The organism is Pseudobacillus sp. FSL P4-0506 (genome assembly GCF_038003025.1).
Taxonomy (GTDB): Bacteria; Bacillota; Bacilli; order Bacillales; family Domibacillaceae; genus Pseudobacillus.
The window spans coordinates 2,462,767-2,487,093 of record NZ_JBBOOI010000001.1 but is presented as its reverse complement, the minus strand read 5'-3'; the positions used below and the strand labels follow the sequence as shown (position 1 = coordinate 2,487,093).

Annotated in this window: 26 protein-coding genes and 4 pseudogenes; 12 read left to right on the top strand and 18 right to left on the bottom strand. The window is 35.4% G+C overall.

Annotated elements, in window-relative coordinates:
- Positions 1-89 precede the first annotated feature (89 nt).
- Positions 90-770 (top strand): hypothetical protein, encoded by a 681-nt coding sequence (locus tag MKZ02_RS12455; RefSeq protein ID WP_340853795.1) that lies wholly within the window; start codon positions 90-92, stop codon positions 768-770.
- A gap of 33 nt (positions 771-803) precedes the next feature.
- Here the strand turns inward: MKZ02_RS12455 and MKZ02_RS12450 are convergent, their stop codons facing one another.
- The 3 genes from MKZ02_RS12450 to MKZ02_RS12440 form a co-directional block, all read right to left on the bottom strand.
- Positions 804-1,121, bottom strand: coding sequence for an SPOR domain-containing protein (locus tag MKZ02_RS12450; protein ID WP_340853794.1), 318 nt, complete (start codon positions 1,119-1,121; stop codon positions 804-806).
- Between the two features lie 86 nt (positions 1,122-1,207).
- Positions 1,208-1,504, bottom strand: a complete 297-nt coding sequence (locus MKZ02_RS12445) for a hypothetical protein (protein WP_120031878.1) — start codon at positions 1,502-1,504, stop codon at positions 1,208-1,210.
- A 589-nt stretch (positions 1,505-2,093) separates the two neighbouring features.
- Positions 2,094-2,234: a hypothetical protein gene (locus tag MKZ02_RS12440; RefSeq protein WP_182916951.1), complete on the bottom strand. Its 141-nt coding sequence runs from the start codon at positions 2,232-2,234 to the stop codon at positions 2,094-2,096.
- Between the two features lie 306 nt (positions 2,235-2,540).
- On the opposite strand from MKZ02_RS12440, the gene MKZ02_RS12435 reads away from it, so the two are divergent.
- Positions 2,541-2,732, top strand: coding sequence for an aspartyl-phosphate phosphatase Spo0E family protein (locus MKZ02_RS12435; protein ID WP_340853793.1), 192 nt, complete (start codon positions 2,541-2,543; stop codon positions 2,730-2,732).
- A 48-nt stretch (positions 2,733-2,780) separates the two neighbouring features.
- Here MKZ02_RS12435 and MKZ02_RS12430 read toward each other — a convergent pair whose 3' ends face one another.
- Positions 2,781-2,906, bottom strand: a complete 126-nt coding sequence (locus MKZ02_RS12430) for a hypothetical protein (protein ID WP_259455554.1) — start codon at positions 2,904-2,906, stop codon at positions 2,781-2,783.
- Between the two features lie 342 nt (positions 2,907-3,248).
- Between MKZ02_RS12430 and MKZ02_RS12425 the strand changes: the two genes are divergently transcribed.
- Together MKZ02_RS12425 and MKZ02_RS12420 are read left to right on the top strand one after the other, a co-directional pair.
- Positions 3,249-3,584 carry a L,D-transpeptidase gene (locus MKZ02_RS12425; protein WP_340853792.1) on the top strand — a complete coding sequence of 112 codons (336 nt, stop codon included), beginning with the start codon at positions 3,249-3,251 and terminating at the stop codon, positions 3,582-3,584.
- A 131-nt stretch (positions 3,585-3,715) separates the two neighbouring features.
- Positions 3,716-4,000: a hypothetical protein gene (locus MKZ02_RS12420; RefSeq protein WP_340853790.1), complete on the top strand. Its 285-nt coding sequence runs from the start codon at positions 3,716-3,718 to the stop codon at positions 3,998-4,000.
- 99 nt (positions 4,001-4,099) lie between these two features.
- Here the strand turns inward: MKZ02_RS12420 and MKZ02_RS12415 are convergent, their stop codons facing one another.
- On the bottom strand, positions 4,100-4,495 hold the full coding sequence (locus MKZ02_RS12415) for a DUF1064 domain-containing protein (RefSeq protein WP_340853789.1): 396 nt from the start codon (positions 4,493-4,495) through the stop codon (positions 4,100-4,102).
- A gap of 23 nt (positions 4,496-4,518) precedes the next feature.
- Between MKZ02_RS12415 and MKZ02_RS12410 the strand changes: the two genes are divergently transcribed.
- The gene (locus tag MKZ02_RS12410; RefSeq protein WP_340853788.1) at positions 4,519-4,770 is read left to right on the top strand and encodes a hypothetical protein; all 252 of its coding nucleotides are present in this window, start codon (positions 4,519-4,521) and stop codon (positions 4,768-4,770) included.
- A 183-nt stretch (positions 4,771-4,953) separates the two neighbouring features.
- Here the strand turns inward: MKZ02_RS12410 and MKZ02_RS12405 are convergent, their stop codons facing one another.
- From MKZ02_RS12405 to MKZ02_RS12390, 4 genes are all read right to left on the bottom strand, one after another.
- A complete protein-coding gene (locus MKZ02_RS12405) occupies positions 4,954-5,418 on the bottom strand; it encodes a GNAT family N-acetyltransferase (RefSeq protein ID WP_340853787.1) in 465 nt (154 codons plus the stop codon).
- An 871-nt stretch (positions 5,419-6,289) separates the two neighbouring features.
- Entirely contained in the window at positions 6,290-6,901 is a 612-nt protein-coding gene (locus tag MKZ02_RS12400; protein WP_340853786.1) for a class I SAM-dependent methyltransferase, read from the bottom strand.
- Between the two features lie 580 nt (positions 6,902-7,481).
- Positions 7,482-7,667 (bottom strand): hypothetical protein, encoded by a 186-nt coding sequence (locus MKZ02_RS12395; RefSeq protein WP_120031894.1) that lies wholly within the window; start codon positions 7,665-7,667, stop codon positions 7,482-7,484.
- Positions 7,668-7,735: 68 nt separating this feature from the next.
- The gene (locus tag MKZ02_RS12390) at positions 7,736-8,239 is read right to left on the bottom strand and encodes a DinB family protein (RefSeq protein ID WP_340853785.1); all 504 of its coding nucleotides are present in this window, start codon (positions 8,237-8,239) and stop codon (positions 7,736-7,738) included.
- Between the two features lie 412 nt (positions 8,240-8,651).
- On the opposite strand from MKZ02_RS12390, the pseudogene MKZ02_RS24005 reads away from it, so the two are divergent.
- Positions 8,652-8,783, top strand: a pseudogene (locus tag MKZ02_RS24005) (hypothetical protein); the annotation flags it as partial.
- Positions 8,784-8,970: 187 nt separating this feature from the next.
- Here the strand turns inward: MKZ02_RS24005 and MKZ02_RS12380 are convergent.
- From MKZ02_RS12380 to MKZ02_RS12365, 4 genes and pseudogenes are all read right to left on the bottom strand, one after another.
- Positions 8,971-9,201: a hypothetical protein gene (locus tag MKZ02_RS12380; RefSeq protein WP_340853784.1), complete on the bottom strand. Its 231-nt coding sequence runs from the start codon at positions 9,199-9,201 to the stop codon at positions 8,971-8,973.
- Positions 9,202-9,240: 39 nt separating this feature from the next.
- The gene (locus tag MKZ02_RS12375; RefSeq protein ID WP_340853783.1) at positions 9,241-9,696 is read right to left on the bottom strand and encodes a hypothetical protein; all 456 of its coding nucleotides are present in this window, start codon (positions 9,694-9,696) and stop codon (positions 9,241-9,243) included.
- Between the two features lie 188 nt (positions 9,697-9,884).
- Positions 9,885-10,520: a hypothetical protein gene (locus MKZ02_RS12370; RefSeq protein ID WP_120031902.1), complete on the bottom strand. Its 636-nt coding sequence runs from the start codon at positions 10,518-10,520 to the stop codon at positions 9,885-9,887.
- Positions 10,521-10,959 (bottom strand): annotated as a pseudogene (locus MKZ02_RS12365) (ankyrin repeat domain-containing protein); the annotation flags it as partial.
- Positions 10,960-11,662: 703 nt separating this feature from the next.
- On the opposite strand from MKZ02_RS12365, the gene MKZ02_RS12360 reads away from it, so the two are divergent.
- Both MKZ02_RS12360 and MKZ02_RS12355 read left to right on the top strand, forming a co-directional pair.
- Entirely contained in the window at positions 11,663-12,511 is an 849-nt protein-coding gene (locus MKZ02_RS12360; RefSeq protein WP_340853782.1) for a hypothetical protein, read from the top strand.
- A gap of 419 nt (positions 12,512-12,930) precedes the next feature.
- Positions 12,931-14,133, top strand: coding sequence for an IS110 family transposase (locus tag MKZ02_RS12355; protein ID WP_340853781.1), 1,203 nt, complete (start codon positions 12,931-12,933; stop codon positions 14,131-14,133).
- Between the two features lie 744 nt (positions 14,134-14,877).
- On the opposite strand, the gene MKZ02_RS12345 is transcribed toward MKZ02_RS12355, so the two are convergent.
- Both MKZ02_RS12345 and MKZ02_RS12340 read right to left on the bottom strand, forming a co-directional pair.
- Complete coding sequence (locus MKZ02_RS12345; RefSeq protein WP_120031914.1) at positions 14,878-15,156, bottom strand: DUF3784 domain-containing protein; 279 nt, start codon at positions 15,154-15,156, stop codon at positions 14,878-14,880.
- A 383-nt stretch (positions 15,157-15,539) separates the two neighbouring features.
- Positions 15,540-15,752, bottom strand: a complete 213-nt coding sequence (locus tag MKZ02_RS12340; RefSeq protein ID WP_220702323.1) for a helix-turn-helix transcriptional regulator — start codon at positions 15,750-15,752, stop codon at positions 15,540-15,542.
- Between the two features lie 283 nt (positions 15,753-16,035).
- Between MKZ02_RS12340 and MKZ02_RS12335 the strand changes: the two genes are divergently transcribed.
- Positions 16,036-16,500 carry a hypothetical protein gene (locus MKZ02_RS12335; RefSeq protein ID WP_120031918.1) on the top strand — a complete coding sequence of 155 codons (465 nt, stop codon included), beginning with the start codon at positions 16,036-16,038 and terminating at the stop codon, positions 16,498-16,500.
- A gap of 729 nt (positions 16,501-17,229) precedes the next feature.
- On the opposite strand, the gene MKZ02_RS12330 is transcribed toward MKZ02_RS12335, so the two are convergent.
- The gene (locus MKZ02_RS12330; RefSeq protein ID WP_120031922.1) at positions 17,230-17,409 is read right to left on the bottom strand and encodes a DUF6440 family protein; all 180 of its coding nucleotides are present in this window, start codon (positions 17,407-17,409) and stop codon (positions 17,230-17,232) included.
- A 466-nt stretch (positions 17,410-17,875) separates the two neighbouring features.
- Here MKZ02_RS12330 and MKZ02_RS24000 point away from each other — a divergent pair.
- Positions 17,876-18,022, top strand: a pseudogene (locus MKZ02_RS24000) (23S rRNA (adenine(2503)-C(8))-methyltransferase ClbB); the annotation flags it as partial.
- A gap of 474 nt (positions 18,023-18,496) precedes the next feature.
- Entirely contained in the window at positions 18,497-19,975 is a 1,479-nt protein-coding gene (locus tag MKZ02_RS12325; RefSeq protein WP_340853778.1) for an Lsa family ABC-F type ribosomal protection protein, read from the top strand.
- A 629-nt stretch (positions 19,976-20,604) separates the two neighbouring features.
- Here MKZ02_RS12325 and satA read toward each other — a convergent pair.
- Together satA and MKZ02_RS12315 are read right to left on the bottom strand one after the other, a co-directional pair.
- Positions 20,605-21,123: pseudogene (gene satA / locus MKZ02_RS12320) on the bottom strand (streptothricin N-acetyltransferase SatA).
- Between the two features lie 105 nt (positions 21,124-21,228).
- Positions 21,229-22,443 carry a DUF3221 domain-containing protein gene (locus MKZ02_RS12315; RefSeq protein ID WP_340853776.1) on the bottom strand — a complete coding sequence of 405 codons (1,215 nt, stop codon included), beginning with the start codon at positions 22,441-22,443 and terminating at the stop codon, positions 21,229-21,231.
- 1,300 nt (positions 22,444-23,743) lie between these two features.
- Between MKZ02_RS12315 and cspC the strand changes: the two genes are divergently transcribed.
- A complete protein-coding gene (gene cspC / locus MKZ02_RS12310) occupies positions 23,744-23,947 on the top strand; it encodes a cold shock protein CspC (protein WP_120031937.1) in 204 nt (67 codons plus the stop codon).
- Positions 23,948-24,327 lie beyond the last annotated feature (380 nt).

Below are 24,327 nucleotides of genomic sequence, written 5' to 3'. Positions count from 1 at the left end.
TTCAAATAACTAGAAAAACTTTCTAATTATTTCTTCCCAACCCTATTTTACCTGATAAAATATACTTATAAATAAAAAGGAGGAAAAAAATGAAAAAATTTTTAAAGGTACTTATATCTATGGTCTTATTACTTATCGGTTTTACAGCCTTTCATTCAACTACAGAAGCAGCAAAAAATCCGATCAGCCCTAAACAAAGCCGGATTACATACACATTGAAAGATGCAAACGGTGTGGCTTATAAAGTGTATTTCGCAGGTGTTAGAGAGAAAAAGGCAATTGCCTCATACAACCGTGGTGACTGGGCAGGTGTTTGGGCCGGAGCCAATCCGGGAGATTTGCTTTACAAAGGGAATTACACACTCTACACACAAAAGGTTGGAACAGGGCAAATTAAACAGTCTCGTCATTATTTTAAAGACTACACATTGAATTCAACAAAGAGAACTGTTCATATGTACCCCTCTAAATATAAAGGGCAACCAGATATTTTAGCGGTTGCAGAAATAGAAAGTTCTAATTCTGAAACTGCTTCATGGTACTATATGAAAAACGGTGTTTTAACTAAAATTGTAGACGCCGGTTATACACTAAGAGCTCAAGTTCTTGGAAAGAATTCATTCCTCATTGCAGGCTATGATAATGCTGAAGGGGAATGGTACTTTAGTGAATTATACTTAGATCCATCTAAAAATATTTTTGATCAATATGATCCTATCTATAATAATCCAGGAGCAGTGATTAGAAACTGGAAAAAGCATTGGCAATAAAAATAAGCCCCACTCAAACGAGCGGGGCTTTTCTCATTGTTCTTGCCTAATTTGCGCATTGAAACCAAACTCTCGGTTAATATTCTGTTGAGCTATCGTAGCTGATTCCATCGTATTAAACACGCCTGTCCAGATTCTTTTTTCCTTAGCAAATGGCTTGTACCCTAGCTTCTCGCCAATTAATTCGGCTTGCTTCCTCGCTTCTTCTTCAGTCCTAAATGCGCCTGTATAGATACGATACTTTCCCTTTCGGACAACAGCGGCCTTTGTCTCTTCCTTATTCAAAAACCATGACAGCCGTTTGTTTCCTACTAATTGATTCAAGTCTACATTTCCTTGTTTTCCCCCCATCTGGGCAACTCCTTTCGTAAGTTCCCTTCACATATCCCCTTTCTTTACATAAAAAAAGACACCTTTTTCAGGCGCCTTTTGCTTTATTAATAAATTCGATTCATGTAAAGAGTGTCTAGAAACCGAATGTGTTCTTCTCGCTTCGATGCCTCTAGATCACCTATTAATTTTCTAATTACGCTCCTTTGCTCAAAAATAATTGTTATTAATTCCTCTTTAGTCATCCTTTTGAACCCTGGTCTCGTAATGAGAAACTCCTCTTCATATCCCATATACTCTAATAGAGCTTTATGAAGATTGGCATACTGATCAGCAGTCTTTTTTAATTGTTCGTAATCGGACAGAGAAACTTCAATTTTAGCTTCGTGTTCTATGTCTCCCATTTTCCCCACCCTTGTTTTTATGCTAGTTGTAATATAGAAAATCAATACTGGAAAAAGTTAAAACTTATTTCTCCTGCGTTATTTATCGTCATTGTGAAAGACTTTCTTTAATAACTTTTAAAAATATTTTTGGTAATAACACCTACTATACAGTAGTGTCTGCACCTTTCCTTTTCATAAAAATACACCTATTCTGTTAGGTGTTTTGTGTCGTATTATCGTCCGGGTGTGTAAGAAAAACCCCCACCTAAAAAGGTGAGGTGTGAAAAGATGCACTCAAGGCGCTGGATTAACTACATTCCAGCCAGTATTCCCGACTACTAAATCAGACGTTAGGATAAAATCTTTGTTGGTAATACTGATATTGTCACTTGAGATATTTTTAATTTTTGTGCGCTATTCTCGTCTTATCCTTCTCTATAACGAGCCTTCACCATGCAGGCGGCTTTCGCCGCACACGGCGATCCGTCAGCGATAGATCTTAAAACTTATTTCCCCGGATAAATTACAGTTCATAAGTCTTATAAAACAAGAAAGCCTACACTGTTTACGTTTTATCATTCCGCTCATATCTAAAAAATAACACCTGCTATAGATCAGCGCTGACATCTAATACTTGATATACGATCTCTTTTAAGTTCGACAGCTTTGGAACCTGCTCCTTTTGGTAATTTCCATTCAATACATTTCTTACCCGAATTTCTACTAATGCGCTGTTTGCTGTAAACATTACGCATTTCCCCCAAGTGCAACTGTTAGTTCCATATTTAACTTTATATTTCCCTTCTTTATCGGGAAAATCAGCTATCTCCTCTACTAAATACCCTTCTTAATGCAGCTGCTCTTGCGTTTTATTCAAACTGTAGTGAATAGGTACCAACACTATTTATTCCAAAGGCCGGGAGCTTCCCCGGCTTTTTTATTCATTTTTTTGTAAAACTTAAGAAAAATATTACTTTTAATGTAAAATAAAAGTATAATATTACCTTTAACACCTGCCGATATATATAATACTAAAGGTTTAGGGGTGGTGAAAATGAGCTTACAAAAAGAAATTAAAGAAGCCGATGAGTTAATAAATCAAATCAATAACATTCGAAGCCTCATGATCTCAACAGGAATGCGTAAAGGTTTTACCGATCTCCAAACGTTAAAATACAGCGAGGAATTAGACAAATTACTCAATAAATATCAGTTAATAAACTTATCCTTTCCTTATAAATCGTAGTCAGAAGCTTTCCTGGCCTTTTGCACCTTTCTTACACCTTCGAATAAACTATTTTGTATTCAATGGCACCCAGCTTTCACTTAATTGGATACGGTCGTTGATAAGCCAGGCAAAAGCCAGGCTTATTTGTATATTTCTGTAGAAGTTGGAAATACTGTTTAAAGTAGTACTCATCTGTAATCCTCCTTAGAATATATAGGCTAATCATTGTGTCAGGGCTTCCCTGGCTTATTTATTTTCTTCTTTCCAATTGCTGAACTAAATCCAAGATGTATTTTTGATGATTCACATATTCTCCCACTGAATTTTCATTGGCAACATGAGAGCCAATACACCTTTCTACATCTGAGATTAATTGTCACAACTTCTCTTATTAAAAATTTTTAATTTATGATTTTATTAAAGGTCCAATTGGTTTCCTTCTTTGCTTTTCGACTCACTGTTTGATCAACTCCTGTTAATTAACAAATTCTTGAACTACTTCATACAATAATCAAAAAAATGGAGTTGATCCTCATGGTGAGATGGATTGATGTATCAACATCAAAACATCAATTGAGACTGTTGGATGGGAACAAGCTCATAAAAACTTATCCAATAGCTGTTGGAAAAATATTGTCGCCAACACCTTCTGGGACATACACAATTATCAATAAACAACATAATCCCGGTGGACCATTTGGAGTGCTTTGGATGGGATTATCCAAACCTCATTATGGTATACACGGAACAAATAACCCAGCTTCTATTGGTAAGAATGTCTCGCATGGGTGTAGTAGAATGTTTAATCACGATGTTTTAGAATTATCATCTAGGGTTCCAATCGGCACCATGGTTTCTATTCATAAATAGCTCTGTTAATCTCAACACCTTTACCATATAGTTTGTAACTAAAGCGCATCGTTAATTGAGCAATTTTGCTTCTTTTGGATAAATAAATTAGAATGCCACCATACTACTCTTAAAAGGTGGTGAATTAATAAATGGATTTCCCTACAATACACACAAACTTTTGGGATGCTGTTATTGCTGTTCCTGTAGTGATGATCCTAACCCAGTTGATAAAAGTCTTTTTCAAAACCCCTAAAACGTTTGTCCCTCTAGTAGCTCTTTTGCTTGGAGTACTCATATCCGTCTTTATCAGCCATAGGGGCCATCTTATAACCGGGCTATTTATGGGCTGGTTTTATGGCTATGCAGCCATAGGTTCTTATGCTTCTTTAAAGACCAGCATCTTTGCTTATTTAAAGAAAGTGAGACGTGAATAATGTTAATTTAACGTCCCTCTTCTTTGGTAGCTGTCATTGTCTGCATCTAATCGGCTATCTCCTCATTCCTCTTTCTTTTTCCCAGATCAATCTACTTTCCTAATGACGCGTCTGTCTGCTCCCCCCATCTTCTTTTTCTCTCTCACATAAGCCCGATACTCTTCCATTGGTAAAAACCCCCTCATGATCCGGACTATAGGTAAGCAACCTCAGTATGTGCGGATACCTCTTCTCAAACAGCTTTCGCTTGACCTTAAATACTTCGGTTTCCACTCCCTTGATGTCTACTACTTCAATGCTTCCGTTCTTCCTATGCACTTCAAAGTCGGCCACATACTCAATTTTCCGGTGCATTATCCCGTTCTTCGTAAAAGCTTCTTGAAGCAAATATCGCGGTTGTGTCCGAAAGAAGAGAATTTGATCATTCGTCTGCAGCCGTTTCAAATGCTCATAATACTTAGCTTCAGCCTTGCTATCGAACGTGATGCCGTCCACCACTGCTTTCCTAGAGCCGTATTTTGACCTCACAGACTGGTAAGTATCTATCAGATATAGAAAATGACGAGTATATGTTGACGAATATCTTTAAAGCCGAAGTTATTGATACTTACTATGACCATCGAGGACAGGACAATACACCGCTCTCCCTCTTCGCTTTTGATTTTTGGCAGAACACAAAGTATACGTATCGAGGCGTGGATGACGTGAATAGTCACGAGGTTAAAGCCAATGAGGAACAAATGGATAAGGCTTTGGCGAAGATGTGTTGAATAAATGACAACTCCCACTGAAGAAACATGCAGTGGGAGTTTTGTTTTGCTTTGTTTGCCTGGTATCTATGAGAATTGATGAAGCGTTTTTTCGAATGACTATTATAGTTTTTATAACAAAGCTTGATAAACTTAATAAATCCTATTGAACTAAAGCCCCCTTTAGTTCAATAACCATTTCTTCTAAAGGTGCAATTTTAATCCCTCATGCGATGCCTTGAAACCTAACTTTTCATAGAAATGAAGTGCTTCGGGTCTCTTTTTATCTGTTGTTAATTGAACCATATGACATCCACGCTCTTTGGCACGCTGAATCGCCCATCGAATTAACATAGACCCTACACCTTTTCCACGTTCTAAAGATGCAGTACGCACACCTTCAATTGTGGCCCTCCATCCTCCTTGGTGAGTAATGAATGGAGTATATGTAATCTGTTGAACACCTACTATTTCTTCACCATAACAAGCCACAATCAATTCATTGTTTGGGTCAGAGTTGATGGATTGAAATGCCTTTATATAACTTTCTGGCAAAGGCTGTTTATAAAGCTCTCTTTTGTTTCCTAAAACATCATCCGAAAGCATATACACAATCCTGTCCAGGTCTTGTATTGTTGCTTCTCTAAATGTAACTTGATTTGTATTCATTAAAATTTCCTCTCCAATGTAACCATAATAAGTTTTATTCCATTAATGATAGTTGAGATATTAAGCAAAAGTCCCCGTTAGTTAAAAAAGCAGTATCACTATTAGGCATTACTTTTAATAAGAGTTTGGTTATTGGGGTAATCTTTTACGAGCCGCTCTAATGTTTTTTGCTGATTATTTCCTATATCACAAAGATTCGATAATCTCTCTTTTGGAATATTCGATACAATGTTTATGAAAGTCCAGATTCAATCATACCTATAGTTTGGCGTGTAATACCAACATCTTTAGCTATATCTGCTTATTTGAATATTTTCATATAGACTTTTATTGAATTGCCATTATCATTTTTATCTGCTTCTATGAGCAAGTATTCTTCTTCGTCTATTTTATGAATATTCATATCAGAGTCTTTTAATGGTACAGAGTTAGATTGAATTATTATAGGAATACAGAATAACCATTTTTGATTAATTTGTTGAATGTTTCCCAAAATAATCGGTATTCATTTTTACATTTCTATAATTTAAGTTGTAAATCCTTCTTCAACTAACCTGCCCCTATAGTTGTTGATGATGTAGATAGTCATGAGGTACAAGCGAATGAAAAACAGATGGATAAGGCTTTGGCGAAGATGTATTGAATAAATGACAACTCCCACTGAAGAAATTGAATCCAGTGGGAGTTTTGCTTTGTTTGCCGGGTATCTATGAGAATCAATGAAGTGTTTTTTCAAATTACTATTATAATTTCTATAACAAAGCTTGATAAGCTTAATAAATCCTATTGAACTAAAGCACCTGTTAATTCAACAACAAACTCCTTTAACGGTTCTCCGTGTTTTTGTAACTGCAAGTTTTAAGTCCATTCTTTACCGATGTCCCTTTTTTGAATCCAAAATAAACATAGATGCATCCTGTCCCATGAATAGTTTACTTCCAGTATAAAAAGTTTTGAATTGAATGTCCCTATACCCGATTTTAGTCATCATGTCGGTTAACTCTTCTGGATTAAATCCGTTATGAACAATATCTGAAACTACTTTTTCATTTATATTAAAGTCCACTATTAATAGATGTCCCCCTTCATTAAGAACATCAAATAGTCTTGATAAAACGAATTCAACATCAGGAATATGGAGTAGAACTTGAGCCATAAAAATATAGTCGGCATGTAAATCCGACGGTCTTTCCTTTTCAATATCAAAGCATAGTGTATCTGCATTCTGAATATTAAAATCCGTTATTTTTTGTTTTATTTGATTTATCATATTTTGTGACGTATCCAGAAAAAGTATAGAATGAAACTCGTTTAACAAATTCATTCCGACAAGACCAGTTCCACATCCAAAATCAATCGCATTCTTACTTTTAGCGTCAACTAAATAATTACGGATGGCATCTGAGCATACCTTTGCAATTTCGATTCTTTCAGGAGTGTCATATTTATTAGCTATCATTTCAAACTTATCAGTATTTCCCATTATGATCTCTCCAATCAGGCATAAAAAACAAACCTAAACACTCAAAAAATGTCATTTTTCAACATACCACTCTGTATATAATAATACAACTAACTTGCCCATTAGTTTAAGAAGAAAATCATAAAAATAGGACGTTCAATTGTACTTGATTATAATTTTTCAATAAGGATAGGATAACACACTGACTTCCCTCTTCGCTTTTGATTTTTGGCAGAACACAAAAGTATACATATCGAGGCATTGATGATGTGAATAGCCATGAGGTTAAAGCCAACGAGAAACAGATGGATAAGGCTTTGGAGAAGCTGAATTGAATAGTTGAAAACTCCCACTAAAGACATGAAAATTTAGCGGGAGTTTCGCTTTAATTACCAGATATCTATGAATGTTCATCCTGATGAGAATAGACTTTTTTTTGAAATGATAAAGTTGCCCAAATAATAGTAATTAAAGCTTTTCGGTTAGAAGTTATAAGTTTTCTTCTCATTATGATAATAAAGTTATTTAATTCTTCTTTAACTAGAGTACCCATTAGCCTAAGTGTATTAAATAAAATAGGCTATAGGCTGTCTTAGAAATTCTAATGTATATGATCATATTCTTCATTTTCTAAAATTGTAACAGCACGAATTTTAGCATCTAAAAAGTTAGACTTTATTTGTTGTTTGGCTTCTTCAAAATTAAATGCCGTTACATTCTTATAGAAAATTACACCAGAGAGTTCATATTCAACTGTATAAATATCCTTTTTTTCATTTTTTTCCAAAGTGATACCCTCCCCAAAGTTATTTAAAGAAGTTTAGCAATCAAATTACATTCTTTACTTTTTCTGAATTACATTTTAGGGGTGTCCATACCTATCACAGCCCATTCCTCTTTTGATGGACCATATAAACCAGGAACTGTTAAACCTGCTTGGCGCATAAGGATTGTCATTTGTCCTCGATGATGAATTTGATGTTGAATCATAAAAAATAAAAGGTCTGAATTTGACATTCTCTGTCCAAAAAACTCCTGTATTTCCCCAAGACTCTTATCATTCCATTGTTTTTTTACAGCTTGAGACAAAGCGCTACTTGCTTGTCGATAGGAGTCAGATATGAACTTTGCTGAAGTCGGAACAGGATAATCTTGATTGGGAGAGTCAAAAGAAAGGTCTGTTCGAGATGCTATAACGCCAATTGCTGTTACAGTATGCCAAGCTATCCTTCCTAATGTCCAATTTTTAGATGTTACTTTCTGGAGTAAGGATTCATCTGTAAGTTGATTGAGAATTTTTTGGGTAGCTCCTGCTTCAACATCCCATACTTTAAAAAAACTATTTAGTGTTTGAAACATATTTATCCTCCTTACTTAAATACTCCATAAATATATTCTATATCCTCTCAAGATTTCCTATTAATACCGCAAAAAACGGATGTATTTTTCAAATGACTTTATTGCCACTAAGTACATCCAATAGAATTTTTGTTTTTTTAGCTTTCATTTATAGTATGGTTCGCCCATATTAATTTCAAAAGCAATTACCGAACTTGTGCACGAAGTTTTTTCTTCATCGATATTTAAATACTAAAAGAAAAGGAAGTAAAAAAGAAAACAATTATGTCCAAACAACTATGCCAACCAAGCCGACTCCACTAACTACGGAACCAGCTCCTAAAAAAGAATCATTTAAAAACTGTACGGAACTTAGAAAGAAATATCCAAATAGCGTTGACAAAGGACACTCGCTTATGATCCAAAGCATGACCGTGATAAAGATGGATGGGCTTGTGAAAAACAAGTATGCTTCAAGTTACCTATTAAGAAAGGGACCACTTCAGTCCCTTTTTCTATTTTCTTTAACCTGCTTAGTTGTTGCTTTAAAATAAAGATTGATTAAAAACACCTCACAAACTAGTATTCTACGATAAATAAAAAGAATCCATTCTAAAAAAAGATTGATCAAAATGAATTCTTTTCCGACATATTAAGTTTAGTTTTTATAAAAAAAGTTTAATCACTCTCTAGCAGTATTTCCCTACAATCGTTTTTTTCTTGAGGAAGCATTTACATAATGATTAGATGTTCTACATCCTATTACAACAATTAAGCATGTAGTCCATACATTGCAGGGCGTCATTAATCCGGCGTTTCTTAGAATTATAGTAACGTACACCTAACCCTTCTTGGATACTTATCGATTCTCTAATAATGTTATGCCATCTTTCTGGCATGTAATTGATTGCATATTTGCCTGTATCTATTTTTGAAATGATTTCATAAAAGGCCGTCATGTCTCCTCCGGAGCATTCCACCATCAGGTTAGCTCCAGTGCAGCGATAGCTGACGGCCTTTTTCTATATAGTCACACACGAATCTGTCAGTTCAAAATACCACTCTAGGAAGGAGTTAAAGCTTTTCCATTGCGAATTCAATTTACCGGCAAAAAAATCCTCCATCTGCTGGCCCAACCCTAAACCTAACACTTCGTCTGTGTTCTTATTATAAAAAAAGCCAAACTCCCCTTCGAAGTTATCCAACGGAATATATTCTTCAGGCAGGTTTAACACAGCATGAGTTCTCTCCATACCTAATATATAATCAGAAGAATTGATCATAAACCAACAAATCTGATAGATTTCACGTCGTTTGCTAAGGAAGGTCGGCCCATCCTCTGCATGCAAATAAAATGTAGCAAAGTCTGAACTCAAATCGACGCCTAACTTTACCAATGCATGTTCATACTCCTCTGTAACGTCTTCAAACCACCAGTTTTTGCTTTTGCAATAATCGATCACCTTTTCCGATAACATCTCAACTGCTCCTTCGATATAAAATAAATTATCTAAATTATAACCCTGAGTATATCATTCCTTCTTTTTCTGTCTTAGATGGTTTAAGACACTATGTAGTGAATCAAAGCAAGGCACATCTTTATCCTTACTTTGTTTCCAGCAACCCTCCAGAATCAGTTCAATTACTTTACGCTCTCTGCGTTAAATCAAGAAAATTGCCAAAAACCTGCTACTGGATGTTGGACCTCAGTTACCCCTATTTTGGCGAAAATATATAGTGATCCAAAACCAAAAGGATAATTGTAATCGGGATGAAGCAGCGTTTCGGGGTAACCATCTTCATCTACTTGAAATAAAAAAGAAAATGATTCCTCCTTTAGTTTCGTAAAATAATAGTCTTTATTTTGAATAAGCCTCGGGTTTCCACCGAGTTTGATCAAAAAAGACTGATCCATGGATTTTTCGTCATTGCTTATTTCTCCGTCTGAAATTACATGTTTTATAAGACCTAGATTAGTAAACATATCTTTGACGCTTTCCGTTGAAATTGGATGCTCAATCACCTTTATCGAGCAATTCGGATAAACATTGTTGTCCAAATATTCCTCATAGTCCTCTGGGATGAAGATTGAAATCATGCTCTCAGGTTTAAAGGGATGGACGAGGCTCAAGTAAAAATAATATTTTTGGTTACTTTCGTGGATAAGATCTGCTTGACCATCAAAGAAGTCAGGTGCATTCCCGCCGATCCAGCCTGTACCATGCTCGTTCGATAGGCCTGGCTCCGCATAATAGAGAATACAGTCTGTCCTCTCAACTAAACTATTCATACGGTTCTTCATTTACAACTCTCCCTCAAGAAAATGAATGAGGTGCATTTCAGGCTGCACGAGGAACTCTGTAAAGCTGCATAAATCCGCATAAGTCTGATACTCCACGTCATAACAGCCTATCTGACCTTTTTTCTTCGAATTCCAAACTAGCTGCAGATCGGAGTAATGGCCGATATCAGCTGATAAACGCAGCAGCTTTTGCCTGCCGAATTCCCTCTTAATCGTATTGGTCAATGTGACCAGTTCATCGGTTAATTTATATTTTTTCAGCTCACACTTTTTGTTTTCCACATTATGTATAGCAAATGGCTCCAGCGATTTTAAATAGTCGGCCAAAACTGTATTTTTATTATTGATTGCAGTTGTATAAGGCCGCTCGCCGCCCTTTTTACGCTAAAGTAACGCCCACGCTTTGTTCAATCAAAAATTTGACCATGACCAAATAACCGTGCATTAATCTAAAGAGCACTATTTGGTTTGACACTCGAGCAAGAATCTGCCACCAGCTCCGATCCATCATTAATATTCATAGTTATAAATGGAATGCAAGGATTTCCCACAGCTAATTATAGCTATACCAAAATACGGCTAAAATTAATGTTCTTTCCTGGTGTAGATTGCAGAAAAACTAAAGGACAAGTTTACAGTCGCTACGAGCACCCACTATACTAACAAAAAGTTGTTTAAAGATACAAAATGATTAGGATACATAAATTCTTTTTTAGGTGTCTTGGAGCCATATGCATCATTGAACTTAATCATTTCCGAAAAGGGGAATTACACACCCACCTCAACAAACCTTGACCAAAATCTATTATTCTATTTTATTGAAAACACTCTTGCCTCAGATGGAGATTATTTATTTTATGATGATTTAGGAAACGAATTTGCAAATTTTATTTCAATTAAAAACTGAGTAACAAAACAATGGGCTATGCACTTAAAGGTTGTCTGGGCTGTTTAGACCTATTCATATTGTTACCTCTTGTAGTTGGTGGATGTATTGCATACTTCAGCGCAAAAGAATATGACGAGCCAGAGGAATCTGTTACTGAAAAGGTTGAAGAAGCAACTCCTAACAATGGATAATGCCCACTAAAGAAATATGCAGTGGGAGTTTCGCTTTGTTTACCTGGTATCTATGAGAATCAATGAAGCGTTTTTCCAAATTACTATTACAAAGTTTACTAATTTTAATAAATCCTATTGCACTAAAGCACCGTTTGTTTAAGCACAATTATTCACATACTTTATCAGAAATGCTTATTCCTTTATATCTTACTCATCAGAAAATAAAAATTCAATTCGCTCTTGTTTTTTCTTGTTCATCAAGTAAAGTAACTTTAAAACAACAAATATTATACATGGCAGAAAGGAGTAATATATCTATGGGCTTTAAACTCTCTACACCTAGTTATCAGATTATTTTTAATGGCTCTGCTATCAATATTATTGATTTAGACAATCATGAAATGATTGCCAAATTTAAGGACTTGAAATTTGCATACCGTGGTATGCTCAATCCAAACAAAAATACTTTTGTTGCAAAAAGTAATGACGGAGTGCTTGCAATTTACTCTTTAGACAGTATGACATTAATATCCAAATATAAAAAACGGGGTATACGCTCTCCGCAAGATGGAGACTTTTGCTTTGGCCCACAAGGTAGTTTTCTGAACCTAGAATATAACCCCAAAACTTTGCTTAGTTCTGTTGTTGTTCATGATGATGTAACCCTTGAGGAAAAATGTAGATACTTTGAGACTGAACATTTTGTGCTAGATACTGTGGAATATGATAACGAAAAAGAAATGTTTTATATTATCGGGTTTGAAAGGTTATGCTCTAATAATCCACAGGACTCTCAAAATGAATACTTTGAAATGCTTTTTGACGGTAGCCAAATTATCCAGAAAAATAAGATTACATTCAAAAGATATGGGTATCTATGTTATCTAAAACATACATTAAGATGGCATCCAGAATACGCACATCCATAAAAATAAAATTTCTAGCGGGAAAGCCCCCGTGTGGCTTTCCTGCCCTTTCCCTACTCCTGCTAGTCCAGATATAATATAAATTTTATTCATTATTCCCCCCACTTTTTATATGTACAGATGTAATTCAATGTAAAAACCTTGAAGTCCCTATTCAACTAAACTGCCCCGTTCGTATTATAAGGTCAGCCAGATTTTTCTGGTTGATCTTTTTTGTTTAGGATTTATCCTATCGGTAGCCGGGGTAGAACGTACCTGCCCGTGGAACAACGATTCCGCCAACTAACCTGTTCGCCCCCTACTTGTAGAAACATGTTTGAGGCTGGTTGGGACTGCGATCCCGTATAACAAGCGAAGCTATGAAACTGCAAGCAGGAATTAGGGGTTACCGGCAATCATTCAATCAGGAGGAGATAACAAGCATGAACCCAGTAATTGGTCTGGATGTGGCGAAAGGTGAAAGCCAAGCCCAGGCATTTTTAGACAAAGGAAAACCTTATGGAAAGAGCTTCGGCATTCAGCATACACGTGAGGGATTAGATACATTTCTTCACTTTCTAAAAGAGGTGGAAAAGCAGACAGGACATCAACCTGCGGTCGTTTTAGAGTCAACAGGACACTACCATACTCCCGTCATTCAGTTTCTGGAGGAACATTATTACCTGTTTATTGTCATTAATCCTATCATCTCTTATCAAGCGAAAAAAGCCAGTCTACGCAAGGTAAAAACTGATGCCATTGATGCCTATCATCTAGGGGAACTTTACTACAAAGAAGAACTTGAACCGTATAAAAAAAGAGGAATTCAGCTTTTAAACCTCCGACATTTGACTAGGCAGCATGAAACCCTGACGGGTTTATGTGTTCAAGCCAAGTTACAGTTTCATTCAATTTTAGACCAGGTGTTTCCTGAGTATAGAGGTGTGTTTGGTGACTTGTACTCCAAAGTATCTCTGCATACTTTATTGGAGTTTCCTACGTCAGAAGCTATATTAAACGCTGGAGAAACGAAAGTAGCTGAAAGAATTGCCATACTATGTATGAGCCGTTCCGAACGGTGGGCAAAGGAAAGAACAAAAAAGCTAATGGAGGCAGCCAAACGAAATCCATTTCAAAGCATTATATATCACAGTCACCTCATCAGCCTAGAAATGTATATCAAGATGGTTCTCCAATACCAAGAGCATCTAGCTCAGTTGGAGAGCAAAATTGATGCCCTAGCTGGAGAACTGGAAGAATATAAGATTATCCAATCAATCCCTGGTATAGGAGAAAAGATCGCCGCCACGATTATTTCTGAAACAGGAGAAATTAATCGGTTTAATCATCCTAAGAAACTGGTGGCCTTTGCCGGTATAGATCCTAGTGTTCACTCATCTGGTAAGTTTACAGCTACGATCAACCGTATCACCAAACGAGGCTCAAGCAGGCTTCGGCATGCCTTATACATGGCTGTTCTCTGTGGTATTAGAGGTTCCCGAAATAAAAAGCTGAAAGCTTTCTATGACAGAAAACGAGAAGAAGGAAAACCCTTTAAGGTGGCAATTATAGCCTGTGCCAACAAGCTAATTCATTGGATTTATACTCTTTTGAAACGCAAAGAACTTTTCCTTGACTTAGATTAGAAAGAAATTTTAATTAAAAAACCCAAAACCTTCCACATAGAAAATGGAAGGTTATTTGGCATGTCTATTTTTAGTATAGCATCTAATTCTTAAAATATTTATAGAAAAATATTGACAAACTATTAGCTGGGTTAGTTTAAGAAGAAAATCATAAAAATGGAATTTCAATCGTAATTAATTATGATTTACAAACGAGTATAAGATAACACACTGATCAACCTCCTCACTTTTAACTTTTGGCAGAACACAAAATGTACAGGCAGAGGCATTGATGTTGTGAATAGCCATGGGACTAAAGTCAATGAGGAACAAATGGAGAAGACTTTGGCGAAGATGAATTGAATAAATGGAAAACTCCCACTGAAAAAATTTGAATTCAGTGAGCGTTTTGCCTTAGTTACCTGTTATCAATGGAGACTCGTCCTAGCGAGAATCAATGAAATGTTTTTTCGAATTACTATTATAATTTCTATTTGAAACGGTCTATCCATTGTTTTATGCAGAAATGGAGACCGTTGGCGTTTTAAATATGGTATAAACCTTTGATAACGTACTTACCATCATTTGATTTGATTCAATTAGATAATGTTCTAATCCTTTTTCTTTTGCATATGTTTTATAAGCTCTTTAAGCGTCTGTTACAGTACATTGCCAGTATTTTATTATTAGTACAAGCAAAACAGCACAGGTTCTGCCCAAGAACTGAACCTGTGCTGTTTATTACATATGAACCTCTCTAAATGGTTACTCTACCATCTTTGCATTCACATATACTACTAGTCCTAGGATTACAAGCACGCAAAAAGTAACTAAATATCCTGGAGGTTTAACACCTACCAATCCGCCAAGAATCATTATACATCCAAGAATAACCTCAGTTCTCCCAACAATCTTTGCAAGTTTTGTTTTATCTTTTACGCGTTTTTCATTAAATCCTGATAATAACCACGTCATTTTTTTGACTCCAACCAAATAACCTAACACTAAAAAAATAATACCAATCACAATTAAATTAATATCCACTTCTCAATCACCCCTTTAAAATTTCTTTACAATTAACGGTACAATATAGAAAGGCACGTAAAGCGTTAATAAGAGATACAATAGCAGCATTTCGTTATTCAAATTGATTGTTAGCAATCGTCTAGCATCCAACACTAATAATAAAACCAAGAACGCATTTAATAGATACACACTTCTTAAAGACCATTTTGATATATTAGCATTTACTCGATCATCAAATTCGATTTCATCTGCTTTCATTTTAGTCCGAATATATTTAGCTAAAACAACAAGGAGCGCACATATTATTAGCAGCATCCATTTTAATATGGAATCTTCTAAAGCATATAAAACAAGTAACAAACTAATAATTGGTATGTATGTGAAGATTGTTTTCATCCTTACTACTCCTCCATCCAAAATAGTTGGTCTACTGATACTTCTAAAGCATTTGCGATTAATAAACAAACTTTAATTGTTGGATTATACTTTTGTGCTTCAATTAAATTCATCGTTTGTCTTGTTACACCTACAATTTTTGCTAAATCACTTTGTGTTAAGTTTCCTTTTTCAATTCGCTTCAGTTTCACAGAATTTTTCACTTCAATATCTTTCAAAAATAAACCACCTTTCCGAAGGCAATTCAGTAATTCGGCTTAAATGTCTCCAAACACATTGTAACATATATTTTAACTATGTCATATATATATGACATTCAATTATAAAAATAAGCTCAAAACAATACTTCAACTAGTGATGTTTTTATAAAAAGTTACAGAAAAAGAATAAAAAATTCATTAACGTAAAACGATCATACTTAAACTAACGAGACAGGACTGTGCAACTAATGTTACAATTTATGATATATATTTCGATAGATAAAAATAGGGCAGGTCGAATATGAATAGATTTCTGAAATTATTTATAGGGTTGTATTTAGTTTTTGCATTAACAGGGTGTTTTGGTGAAGATTATGATGTGGGAGTGCCAACTGCTCATTTAAATTTGGATATTGCATCCGTACAATTAACAGAAGCAAATATTAGCTGGGTTACAGCAAGTGAAGATGTACAACAAAAGATAGAGGATACTGAAAAATTTGCATCATCACTGGATGAAATAAAGGTTTTTTCAAATCAGAAAGCCTCTTTAGATTTTAAAGAAAACGAAGAAAATGGGGGAGATATTTGGACAGATCCCAAAATAACAGTTTTCCTATTAAAAGATGACCAACGAATCGAACTCCCATTGGGTGATTCAGGAGAATTTCAATTCCCAACTAATAAAGGTAATTACGTTCTGGAAGTGACATTTATAAATTCGGCAGGGAGTGCTCAGTATTTAGGAAATGTTCTAATTCAGTGATTAAAACACGCCTGTTGTTGGAGTAGCAAACGCTTTAGTTCAACAAGGTAAATAAAAAAGCCCCTATCCATTAAGGATAGGGGCTTTCGTCTGTTATTATTCTTGCCTGATTTGCGGATTGAACTCAAAACTCTCGGCTGATATTCTGTTGAGCTATCGTAGCTGATCCCAGCGTGTTAGACACGCCTATCCAAATTGTTTTCTCCTTAGCAAATGGTTGATATCCCAACTTAGCGCCGACTAGTTTGGCTTGCTTCTCCGCTTCTGTGTTCTTTTTAAAAACACCAGTATAGATGCGATACTTTTCCTTTATAACAGCAGCTATCTTTGTCTCTTCCTTATTCAAAAACCATGATGGCCGTTTGTTCCCTGATCACCTTCCTCACTTTTGATTTCTGATAAAACAAAAAAATATATGTATAGTGGCATTGATGATGTGAATAAGGCTTTAGTGAAGATGTATAGAATAAATGAAAACTCGCACTAAAGATACTTAAATTCAGTGCGAGTTTCGCTTTGTTTACCTGGTATCCCTTCTAGTGCAAACAGATGAAGTTTTTTTCAAATTACTCTTATGATTATTGATAGCTTTAGCAGGGTCAATTGCGCTAAAGCACCCATTTGAAAAAAAGTTTGATCATTTTCTACCCTATGTTATTCAACAATCGCGCCCGTTTCAGAAACAAGCGGTTAACGGAGCTCTATTGAATGGGCACTTAAACACGTCCTCTACTTTTTAAAATTCTCATCTAACAAAGGTTTTCCTTCTTGATCAACCATAACAGTTAATCCACTTCCAGCACCCGTCTGATTCAACATGTATAGAACCCCGGTCTGATTATCACGAATAACCTTAAAAATCTCTAATTTCCCTTGGGTATAAATAATTTCAAAACGTTTGCTATCCATTATCCCACTCCCCCTTAACCCAATAATTGTTAAAATGATTCATTAATTTTAGATAATCTCCTTAATTTTAACATATGCACCATTCTCATCATAACTATTCCTCCAGAATATGGCCCTTTAATGGAGGAACATAAACAGAGTTTTACAACATCAATAATAAAAAGAAAAACCCTGTTTTATCATTGAATTTTGATTAAACTTTATTAAAATTATCACTCTTTGTTTCAAAACTACAGCGCTCAGATGATTCCAAGTATTGTAGCAAGTCAATATATGGCTGCTCTTTTCTTTTTATAGTATTTTCCTTTCTTCAGGTCCATTTCAGATAAATTTTGATGTCCTTTATCTCCTGAGAATAAAATACTTTATTTCAATAATTCTCCGCTCAGTAAAGTCCAAGCTGTTCTCTAATGCACGTTCAATTTGCTTCAATTTTAATTCATTGAGCCGACCCTGCTCACGTACAGAAGGTCATGTTGTTGACTCTTACAAAAAATTAAAATCACCAGGTATTAATGTGACCATCAGAAGTCAATTTAGAATGGATATAGATGCTGCTTGTGGTCAATTGTATGGAATGATCCAAAGAGCAACAAGCAGTAATTTGAGGTAAAGATGGGGCTGAATTGTATTCCATAAAAAAATTTGTTAATATAAAAATACAATTATGAGAGGACTGATGGATGGACAATGATTAACTAATCTATATTTTTATTTGAAATGAATAACTTCAAACTACAAAATATAGGGTTAGTCTATCCATTTTTACAAATCAGTCTACACTTTATTCGTCATGGTCCCAATGGCAAAAAAAGAACTTATGTAATATAAGTGAAAGGCTAATCCTTCCAATTATAAATTGGGAGGATTTTTTATTCTCTCATAGTTAAGATTGATATTTTTTAACCTGTAACTTTAATCTAATAAAGGAGAGAGAAATGAGCAATTCAGACACTATTGTTACGCATGTAATACTCCGTATAAGTCGTTAATATCCATCAAACTTATGCGGAGAAATTCAGAATAGATGGATGTGCCGACTTTGTATAAGAAGCAAGAAGTGTTGATATACAAAGGAGGAATTATCATGTCAATGATACAAGTTCAAGATTTAACTTTTTCTTATCCAGGTAGCTTTGACAATATTTTTGAAGGTGTAAACTTTCAAATAGATACGGATTGGAAACTTGGATTTATCGGTAGAAATGGACGAGGTAAAACAACATTCTTTAATTTATTATTAGGGAATTATGAGTATAGCGGGAAAATCATTTCTTCGGTAGAATTTAATTATTTCCCTTATCCAGTTTCGAATAAAAACAAGTATACTTATGAAATCTTTGAAGAAATTTGCCCCAATGCAGAAGATTGGGAATTTCTTCGTGAAATATCCTATCTAAATGTTGATGCCGAGGTCATGTACCGACCATTTAAAACATTATCAAATGGGGAACAAACAAAGGTGTTGCTTGCTGCACTTTTTTTGACTGAGGGTCAATTTCTATTAATTGATGAGCCTACCAATCATCTAGACACTGATGCACGAAAGATGGTCTCTGATTATCTAAGGAAGAAAAAAGGGTTTATTTTAATTTCACATGACAGAATCTTTTTAGACGGATGCGTTGACCATATCTTATCTATAAATAGGGCAAATATTGAAGTTCAAAGTGGTAACTATTCTTCTTGGAAGTTAAATTTTGATAGACAGCAGGAACACGAAGAGGCAACAAATCAGCGTCTACAAAAAGACATTGGGAGATTAAAACAGTCTTCAAAGCGTTCAGCAGGTTGGTCTAATCAAGTGGAAGCTTCCAAAAATGGAACAACGAATTCGGGCTCTAAGTTGGACAAGGGTTTTGTAGGCCATAAAGCGGCAAAGATGATGAAGAGAGCAAAGAACCTTGAATCAAGGCAACAAAAAGCCATTGAGGAAAAATCAAAGCTGCTAAAAAATGTGGAAAAAACTGAGTCATTAAAATTAGAACCATTGGAATTTCAGTCGAGTGAATTGATTGTTTTAACTGATGTGTCTGTTAAGTACGGTAACCAAATAGTGAATAAGCCAATTAGCTTTAAAGTTGAACAAGGTGACCGAATTGTACTTGATGGAAAGAACGGAAGCGGAAAAAGTAGTATCCTAAAACTAATTCTAGGAAATCCGATACAGCATACAGGCTCAATGAATTTAGGTTCAGGCCTCATTATTTCCTATGTCCAACAAGACACTTCTCATTTGAAGGGACTGTTATCAGACTTTATTGAAGAGCATGAGATTGACGAAACGTTATTTAAATCCATCCTACGTAAGATGGATTTTGACCGAATTCAATTTGAGAAAGATATATCTCATTATTCTGGTGGACAAAAGAAAAAGCTGCTTATAGCCAAAAGTTTATGTGAAAATGCTCATTTATATATTTGGGATGAGCCGTTAAATTTTATTGATATTTATTCACGCATGCAGATTGAAGAGCTTATCCAAAGATTTAATCCCACAATGGTTATTGTTGAGCATGATCAGGCATTTCAACAAACAGTTGCAACAAAAATTATATCTATGTAGTTAAATATGAAGAACTCAAGATATAATCAGTAAATCAGGTTAGTAAACTATATGGTGCTTTAGTTGAAGAACATAGCTAAAATGAACAAACTTTTTTATGAAAACTAAACATAAATCTGCAAGAGAAGAATCCATTTTGATCAATCTTTTTTCAAAATGGATTCTTTTATTTACCGTAAAATAATGGTTTATGAGTTGTTTAGGAACAAACTTTATTTTAAAGCAACACTATCTCTTGTAGTTGGTGGATGCACTGCATACTTCGGCGCAAAAGAACAGGACAAGACAATACGCCAATCACTCTCTTCTCTTTTGATTTTTGGCAGAACACAAAGTATACAATCATCATGAGGTTAAGGCGAATGAGGGACAGATGGATAAGGCTTTGGGAAGATGTACTGATGAATAGAACAAACTTCCCACTGAAGCTACATGAATTCAGTGGGAAGTTTGCTCGAATTATCTAGTATCCATTCCAGTGCAAGCAGATGAAGGATTTTTTCAAACTGCTCTTATGATTATTGATCATTTTAGTAAGCTCTATTGTGCTAAAGCACCCATTTGTTTAATAAAAAGAAACTTCAAATAACCAACTCTACTATATATTATATTAAATTACATTTTTTATCTTAAAATTTATAGTACCAAAAAATCGCTATTTCGTTTGCTGTTGGGAAGTTTGAGTAAAGCATAGTATCAACTGCCCCTATTACAAATTGATTTTTGGCATAAAAATTACAAGCTGATACATTAATCTTGTGTTTCAAGCATAAGGCCGCAAAAGTTATTCTCCTTTGCCCACTCAATAGCTTTATTTAATAATGCTGTTCCTACACCATCTTTTCTATACTCTTTTGCAACAGCAATGTCCTCAATTAATGCATATCCATTCCAATTCGAACGAAGTTTTATCCGCCCAATACAGTTTTTTCAACGTAATAGAAAAAGACAGCCTTCTCTTCTTCTTCAATATAACTGATGTCAATTTCATCATCTTCGTATGGTTTAAAATAAGGTTCAGAAAACTTTTCCACTGTATATTTCCATACATTGTTTTTAAATGCAGGTATAATTCTTCCTGAAACAACGAAACCTTCGTTTGGTTTACAAAAATCCTTCATATTAAATTGATTCATTTTAATTATCATATCAACCTCTCCATCAAAACGAAATTATACGTATTCAATCGTCAGTTTTACTTTATCCTTATGGAACCAAACTGCTCCTTTAGTGCAGTACGCCTGAAATGGCTTTTATTTTTGGTCTTCAATTGTAATAGTTGTGGCAGCTGGATCTGATCCCATTGAACTGGCAAATGTGACGAACCATTTGTCCGTTTTTTTGTTATAGGCAATTTCACGAATGCCTTCTACATCTGGTTTTTCTTCTCGTTGTTCGATAGCTTTTCGAACAATATCTTCTTCAGTTAAATCCGCTCCTTTTGGCTGATAGGTCGGCAAAACGGTAACAAATTTGGCCCTGCCTTGTCCCGGATATGATTCAGCGATCGCTCCTGATGCTTCCACATCAACACGCTGGCCGATCTTCAGCTTTTCGTTTGCTTTTGGAAAGCTGTAATTCACAGCTCCATAATGCTCCGATACTCCGCCGGTTGCGGAGAAATTATCCGGTCTCGCCTGAACCACAAGCATCCTGTCCGCCGATACCTTCATTACCCAGCCTCCTTCATTTGTTTGTTTATACGAGACGGGTTCTTCCGGATATTCAACATCGCGATCTCCAGGAAGCGGAAGCATTCTTCCTTCCTGTTTAAAGTTCATTTTATAATCTGTAAATTGGTCCTTCAGTTTGTTAATCTGCTCGCCTGTTAAAAAGTCATGACCAATTTCAATGGTCCTCGTGATTGTATCTACACTCATATTGAGTTCGACCCTCTCTGGTTCCGGCATGGCGTCTTTCATCGGCTTGATGGCTTTTGACACTTTATACATCAAATCCTGGTTGTCCCATTCACTGTATTCGCTCTCAAACAAGTGAATGTATTTAGCCAGAATTTTTCCTTCATCGACTTGTTTTTGTAGGCGGCGAGCGAGTTCCTTTGCTTTATCATCCGGATCTTTTATGCCAACCCAGACACCGGATTCTTCAGCACCAGATTCCTGGTTTTTCAAGTACAGAATGCCGTACTCATGAAAACTCCCGTAAATGTTTTGAATCGCATTAGTTACCGCTTGAAACTCAATGGACTGAACACCATAATCTTCTTTCAACTCTGGCGTCACTTTGCCCAAATAGCCGCCCGTCAATGTCTCATCGTGCAATGCCTTTTCATACGCCGCGTCGCGAATCGCTGTATCATCTGCTGTTTGCTCCAACTCCACAAACACGTTTTTCTCCTGTTCTGATGATTGTTTCTGCTCTTTTGGCTCTTTTGGCATCGGTGACTTTTCATCTCCACAGCCAGCGAGCAATGTACCTACTATCAAACTCAACATGAGTTTTTTCATGGAAATTTCCTCCTTCATTTCCACTATATCACAAACAGATGAATGAATATCCTATACGCCCTTTGTTGACATCACACCACAACTTTTTTCCTCATTATAAACTTTTATTAGAGTCACCAGGTCAATATACTGATTATAGCTGCTCACTCCATGAGCTCTTGTCGTTTTTTGACAAACCGAGAATATAGAATTCCCAATTGATTTGTAGGATACCGTAGGAAATTGCTTTCAACTTATACACGCTGCGGCGTGTCTTTATTTTAGATGTATGCTAGCTGTAGAACGATAATAAAGTTGTTTGATTTCTCCATGATAAATAAGAGCCTTACTACATTTGATATGTAATAAGGCTTTTAAAAGTTGTTTAAAACTAAATTGAGCTAAAAGAATTGTGTTGCTTAAAAGGGTATTAAAGTTGTTTAATTTTTGTTGAACCATCGCACCTGATAGTTTAAGTACACTTATTCGTAAAAGCAAGATACTTCCCTCTAGAATCATTACCAACAAATTAGTGAAATTTGTTAAACAGCCCTGTAATAAGAAATATACTTACTACGCCCCAAACTGTGGTGCCAACTATCCACCAAACTATGAATGGGGTGGTTGGATTTTTCTTATTAACCATATTCCTTTTTATAAAAACGATAACAATAAATCCAATTAAGATGAAACCAAGAGTTATCCAAAGTAATAAATCCACTCTCTATTCCCTCCATTGACAACCATATATACTCATTTTACCTTAAAAGCATAAATTTGTTATAGAACTAACCTGCACCCGTTCAATAAGAATTAAACAACTTTATTGTTATTAAACATTAGCACAGGGAAATCGGAGATTATTTTTGAAGAAATACATTCGTTGTTGCTTGAAGAATATTCTCAAACTAATAATAAAATCAGGAACATATGGATTATCTTTTTCAATTTTTTATACCATTTCCCCCTTACTTTTTACAAATGCACCTCATTAGAAAGTCCATAAGTGTATTTGGCATTAAAAAGTGCTGACCTCTGCACAAAATCGTTGCGTGAGTCTTCACATGTGTTCTGTAAGATACACTTCCTCTAATCATCGATTTTGTTTACCGCCTCTGCACTGGTACTCCTGCGTTTAACAAATAACCACACGACTAAAACAATAGTATTAATTTGCAATTTTTTCCGTTTCCTGCTATGATAAAGAAGAATTATTTTTGTTCGGTGTAAAGGATAGTATGAATATCGACTTTTCGTCTTGATGATACTTTGGGCAAGGATAGTAATATAATGTGTGGCAACGCACTAGGAGGCAATAAAAATGGAACAAGGTACAGTGAAATGGTTTAATGCAGAAAAAGGTTTTGGCTTTATCGAACGTGAAAATGGAGACGATGTATTCGTACACTTCTCTGCAATCCAAAGTGACGGATTCAAATCTTTAGACGAAGGTCAAAAAGTAACGTTTGACGTTGAGCAAGGTCCTCGTGGAGCTCAAGCCGCTAACGTTCAAAAAGTTGCTTAATCTCAAATCGATTATACAAACAGGTTCTTTATAGAGAGCCTGTTTTTTTATGCCCTCTATATCATACTCAATAAAAAACCCTGCTCAACGTTCGAGCAGGGAGATGGTACAGGTAATAGAAAAAGATGTAAAGCTTCAAAGGTTTGTTTACAGTATAACACACTGGATTGACAATATGCGGAATAACCAACATAAATGTGACATATGCCAACCGCCAAAAGTATTACGCTACACGAAATATCAATTTCTATTAAATAGATGTTGGCGCTATTTTATTTTATGGGAGTAATCCATGATAACTCCTACCCTCCCCTTCCTTTTCATCCCATCGCATCAGATGAAATTTATGTATATCCTATTATGATCAGCAGCAAACAAAA

Excerpts from the sequence above, each read along its gene's own strand:
- MKZ02_RS12455 (WP_340853795.1), top strand. The coding sequence starts at position 90 with ATGAAAAAATTTTTAAAGGTACTTATATCTATGGTCTTATTACTTATC.
- MKZ02_RS12450 (WP_340853794.1), bottom strand. The coding sequence starts at position 1,121 with ATGGGGGGAAAACAAGGAAATGTAGACTTGAATCAATTAGTAGGAAAC.
- MKZ02_RS12445 (WP_120031878.1), bottom strand. The coding sequence starts at position 1,504 with ATGGGAGACATAGAACACGAAGCTAAAATTGAAGTTTCTCTGTCCGAT.
- MKZ02_RS12440 (WP_182916951.1), bottom strand. The coding sequence starts at position 2,234 with ATGTTTACAGCAAACAGCGCATTAGTAGAAATTCGGGTAAGAAATGTA.
- MKZ02_RS12435 (WP_340853793.1), top strand. The coding sequence starts at position 2,541 with ATGAGCTTACAAAAAGAAATTAAAGAAGCCGATGAGTTAATAAATCAA.
- MKZ02_RS12430 (WP_259455554.1), bottom strand. The coding sequence starts at position 2,906 with ATGAGTACTACTTTAAACAGTATTTCCAACTTCTACAGAAATATACAA.
- MKZ02_RS12425 (WP_340853792.1), top strand. The coding sequence starts at position 3,249 with ATGGTGAGATGGATTGATGTATCAACATCAAAACATCAATTGAGACTG.
- MKZ02_RS12420 (WP_340853790.1), top strand. The coding sequence starts at position 3,716 with ATGGATTTCCCTACAATACACACAAACTTTTGGGATGCTGTTATTGCT.
- MKZ02_RS12405 (WP_340853787.1), bottom strand. The coding sequence starts at position 5,418 with ATGAATACAAATCAAGTTACATTTAGAGAAGCAACAATACAAGACCTG.
- MKZ02_RS12400 (WP_340853786.1), bottom strand. The coding sequence starts at position 6,901 with ATGGGAAATACTGATAAGTTTGAAATGATAGCTAATAAATATGACACT.
- MKZ02_RS12390 (WP_340853785.1), bottom strand. The coding sequence starts at position 8,239 with ATGTTTCAAACACTAAATAGTTTTTTTAAAGTATGGGATGTTGAAGCA.
- MKZ02_RS12380 (WP_340853784.1), bottom strand. The coding sequence starts at position 9,201 with ATGGTGGAATGCTCCGGAGGAGACATGACGGCCTTTTATGAAATCATT.
- MKZ02_RS12375 (WP_340853783.1), bottom strand. The coding sequence starts at position 9,696 with ATGTTATCGGAAAAGGTGATCGATTATTGCAAAAGCAAAAACTGGTGG.
- MKZ02_RS12370 (WP_120031902.1), bottom strand. The coding sequence starts at position 10,520 with ATGAAGAACCGTATGAATAGTTTAGTTGAGAGGACAGACTGTATTCTC.
- MKZ02_RS12360 (WP_340853782.1), top strand. The coding sequence starts at position 11,663 with ATGAAGCGTTTTTCCAAATTACTATTACAAAGTTTACTAATTTTAATA.
- MKZ02_RS12355 (WP_340853781.1), top strand. The coding sequence starts at position 12,931 with ATGAACCCAGTAATTGGTCTGGATGTGGCGAAAGGTGAAAGCCAAGCC.
- MKZ02_RS12335 (WP_120031918.1), top strand. The coding sequence starts at position 16,036 with ATGAATAGATTTCTGAAATTATTTATAGGGTTGTATTTAGTTTTTGCA.
- MKZ02_RS12330 (WP_120031922.1), bottom strand. The coding sequence starts at position 17,409 with ATGGATAGCAAACGTTTTGAAATTATTTATACCCAAGGGAAATTAGAG.
- MKZ02_RS12325 (WP_340853778.1), top strand. The coding sequence starts at position 18,497 with ATGTCAATGATACAAGTTCAAGATTTAACTTTTTCTTATCCAGGTAGC.
- MKZ02_RS12315 (WP_340853776.1), bottom strand. The coding sequence starts at position 22,443 with ATGAAAAAACTCATGTTGAGTTTGATAGTAGGTACATTGCTCGCTGGC.
- cspC (WP_120031937.1), top strand. The coding sequence starts at position 23,744 with ATGGAACAAGGTACAGTGAAATGGTTTAATGCAGAAAAAGGTTTTGGC.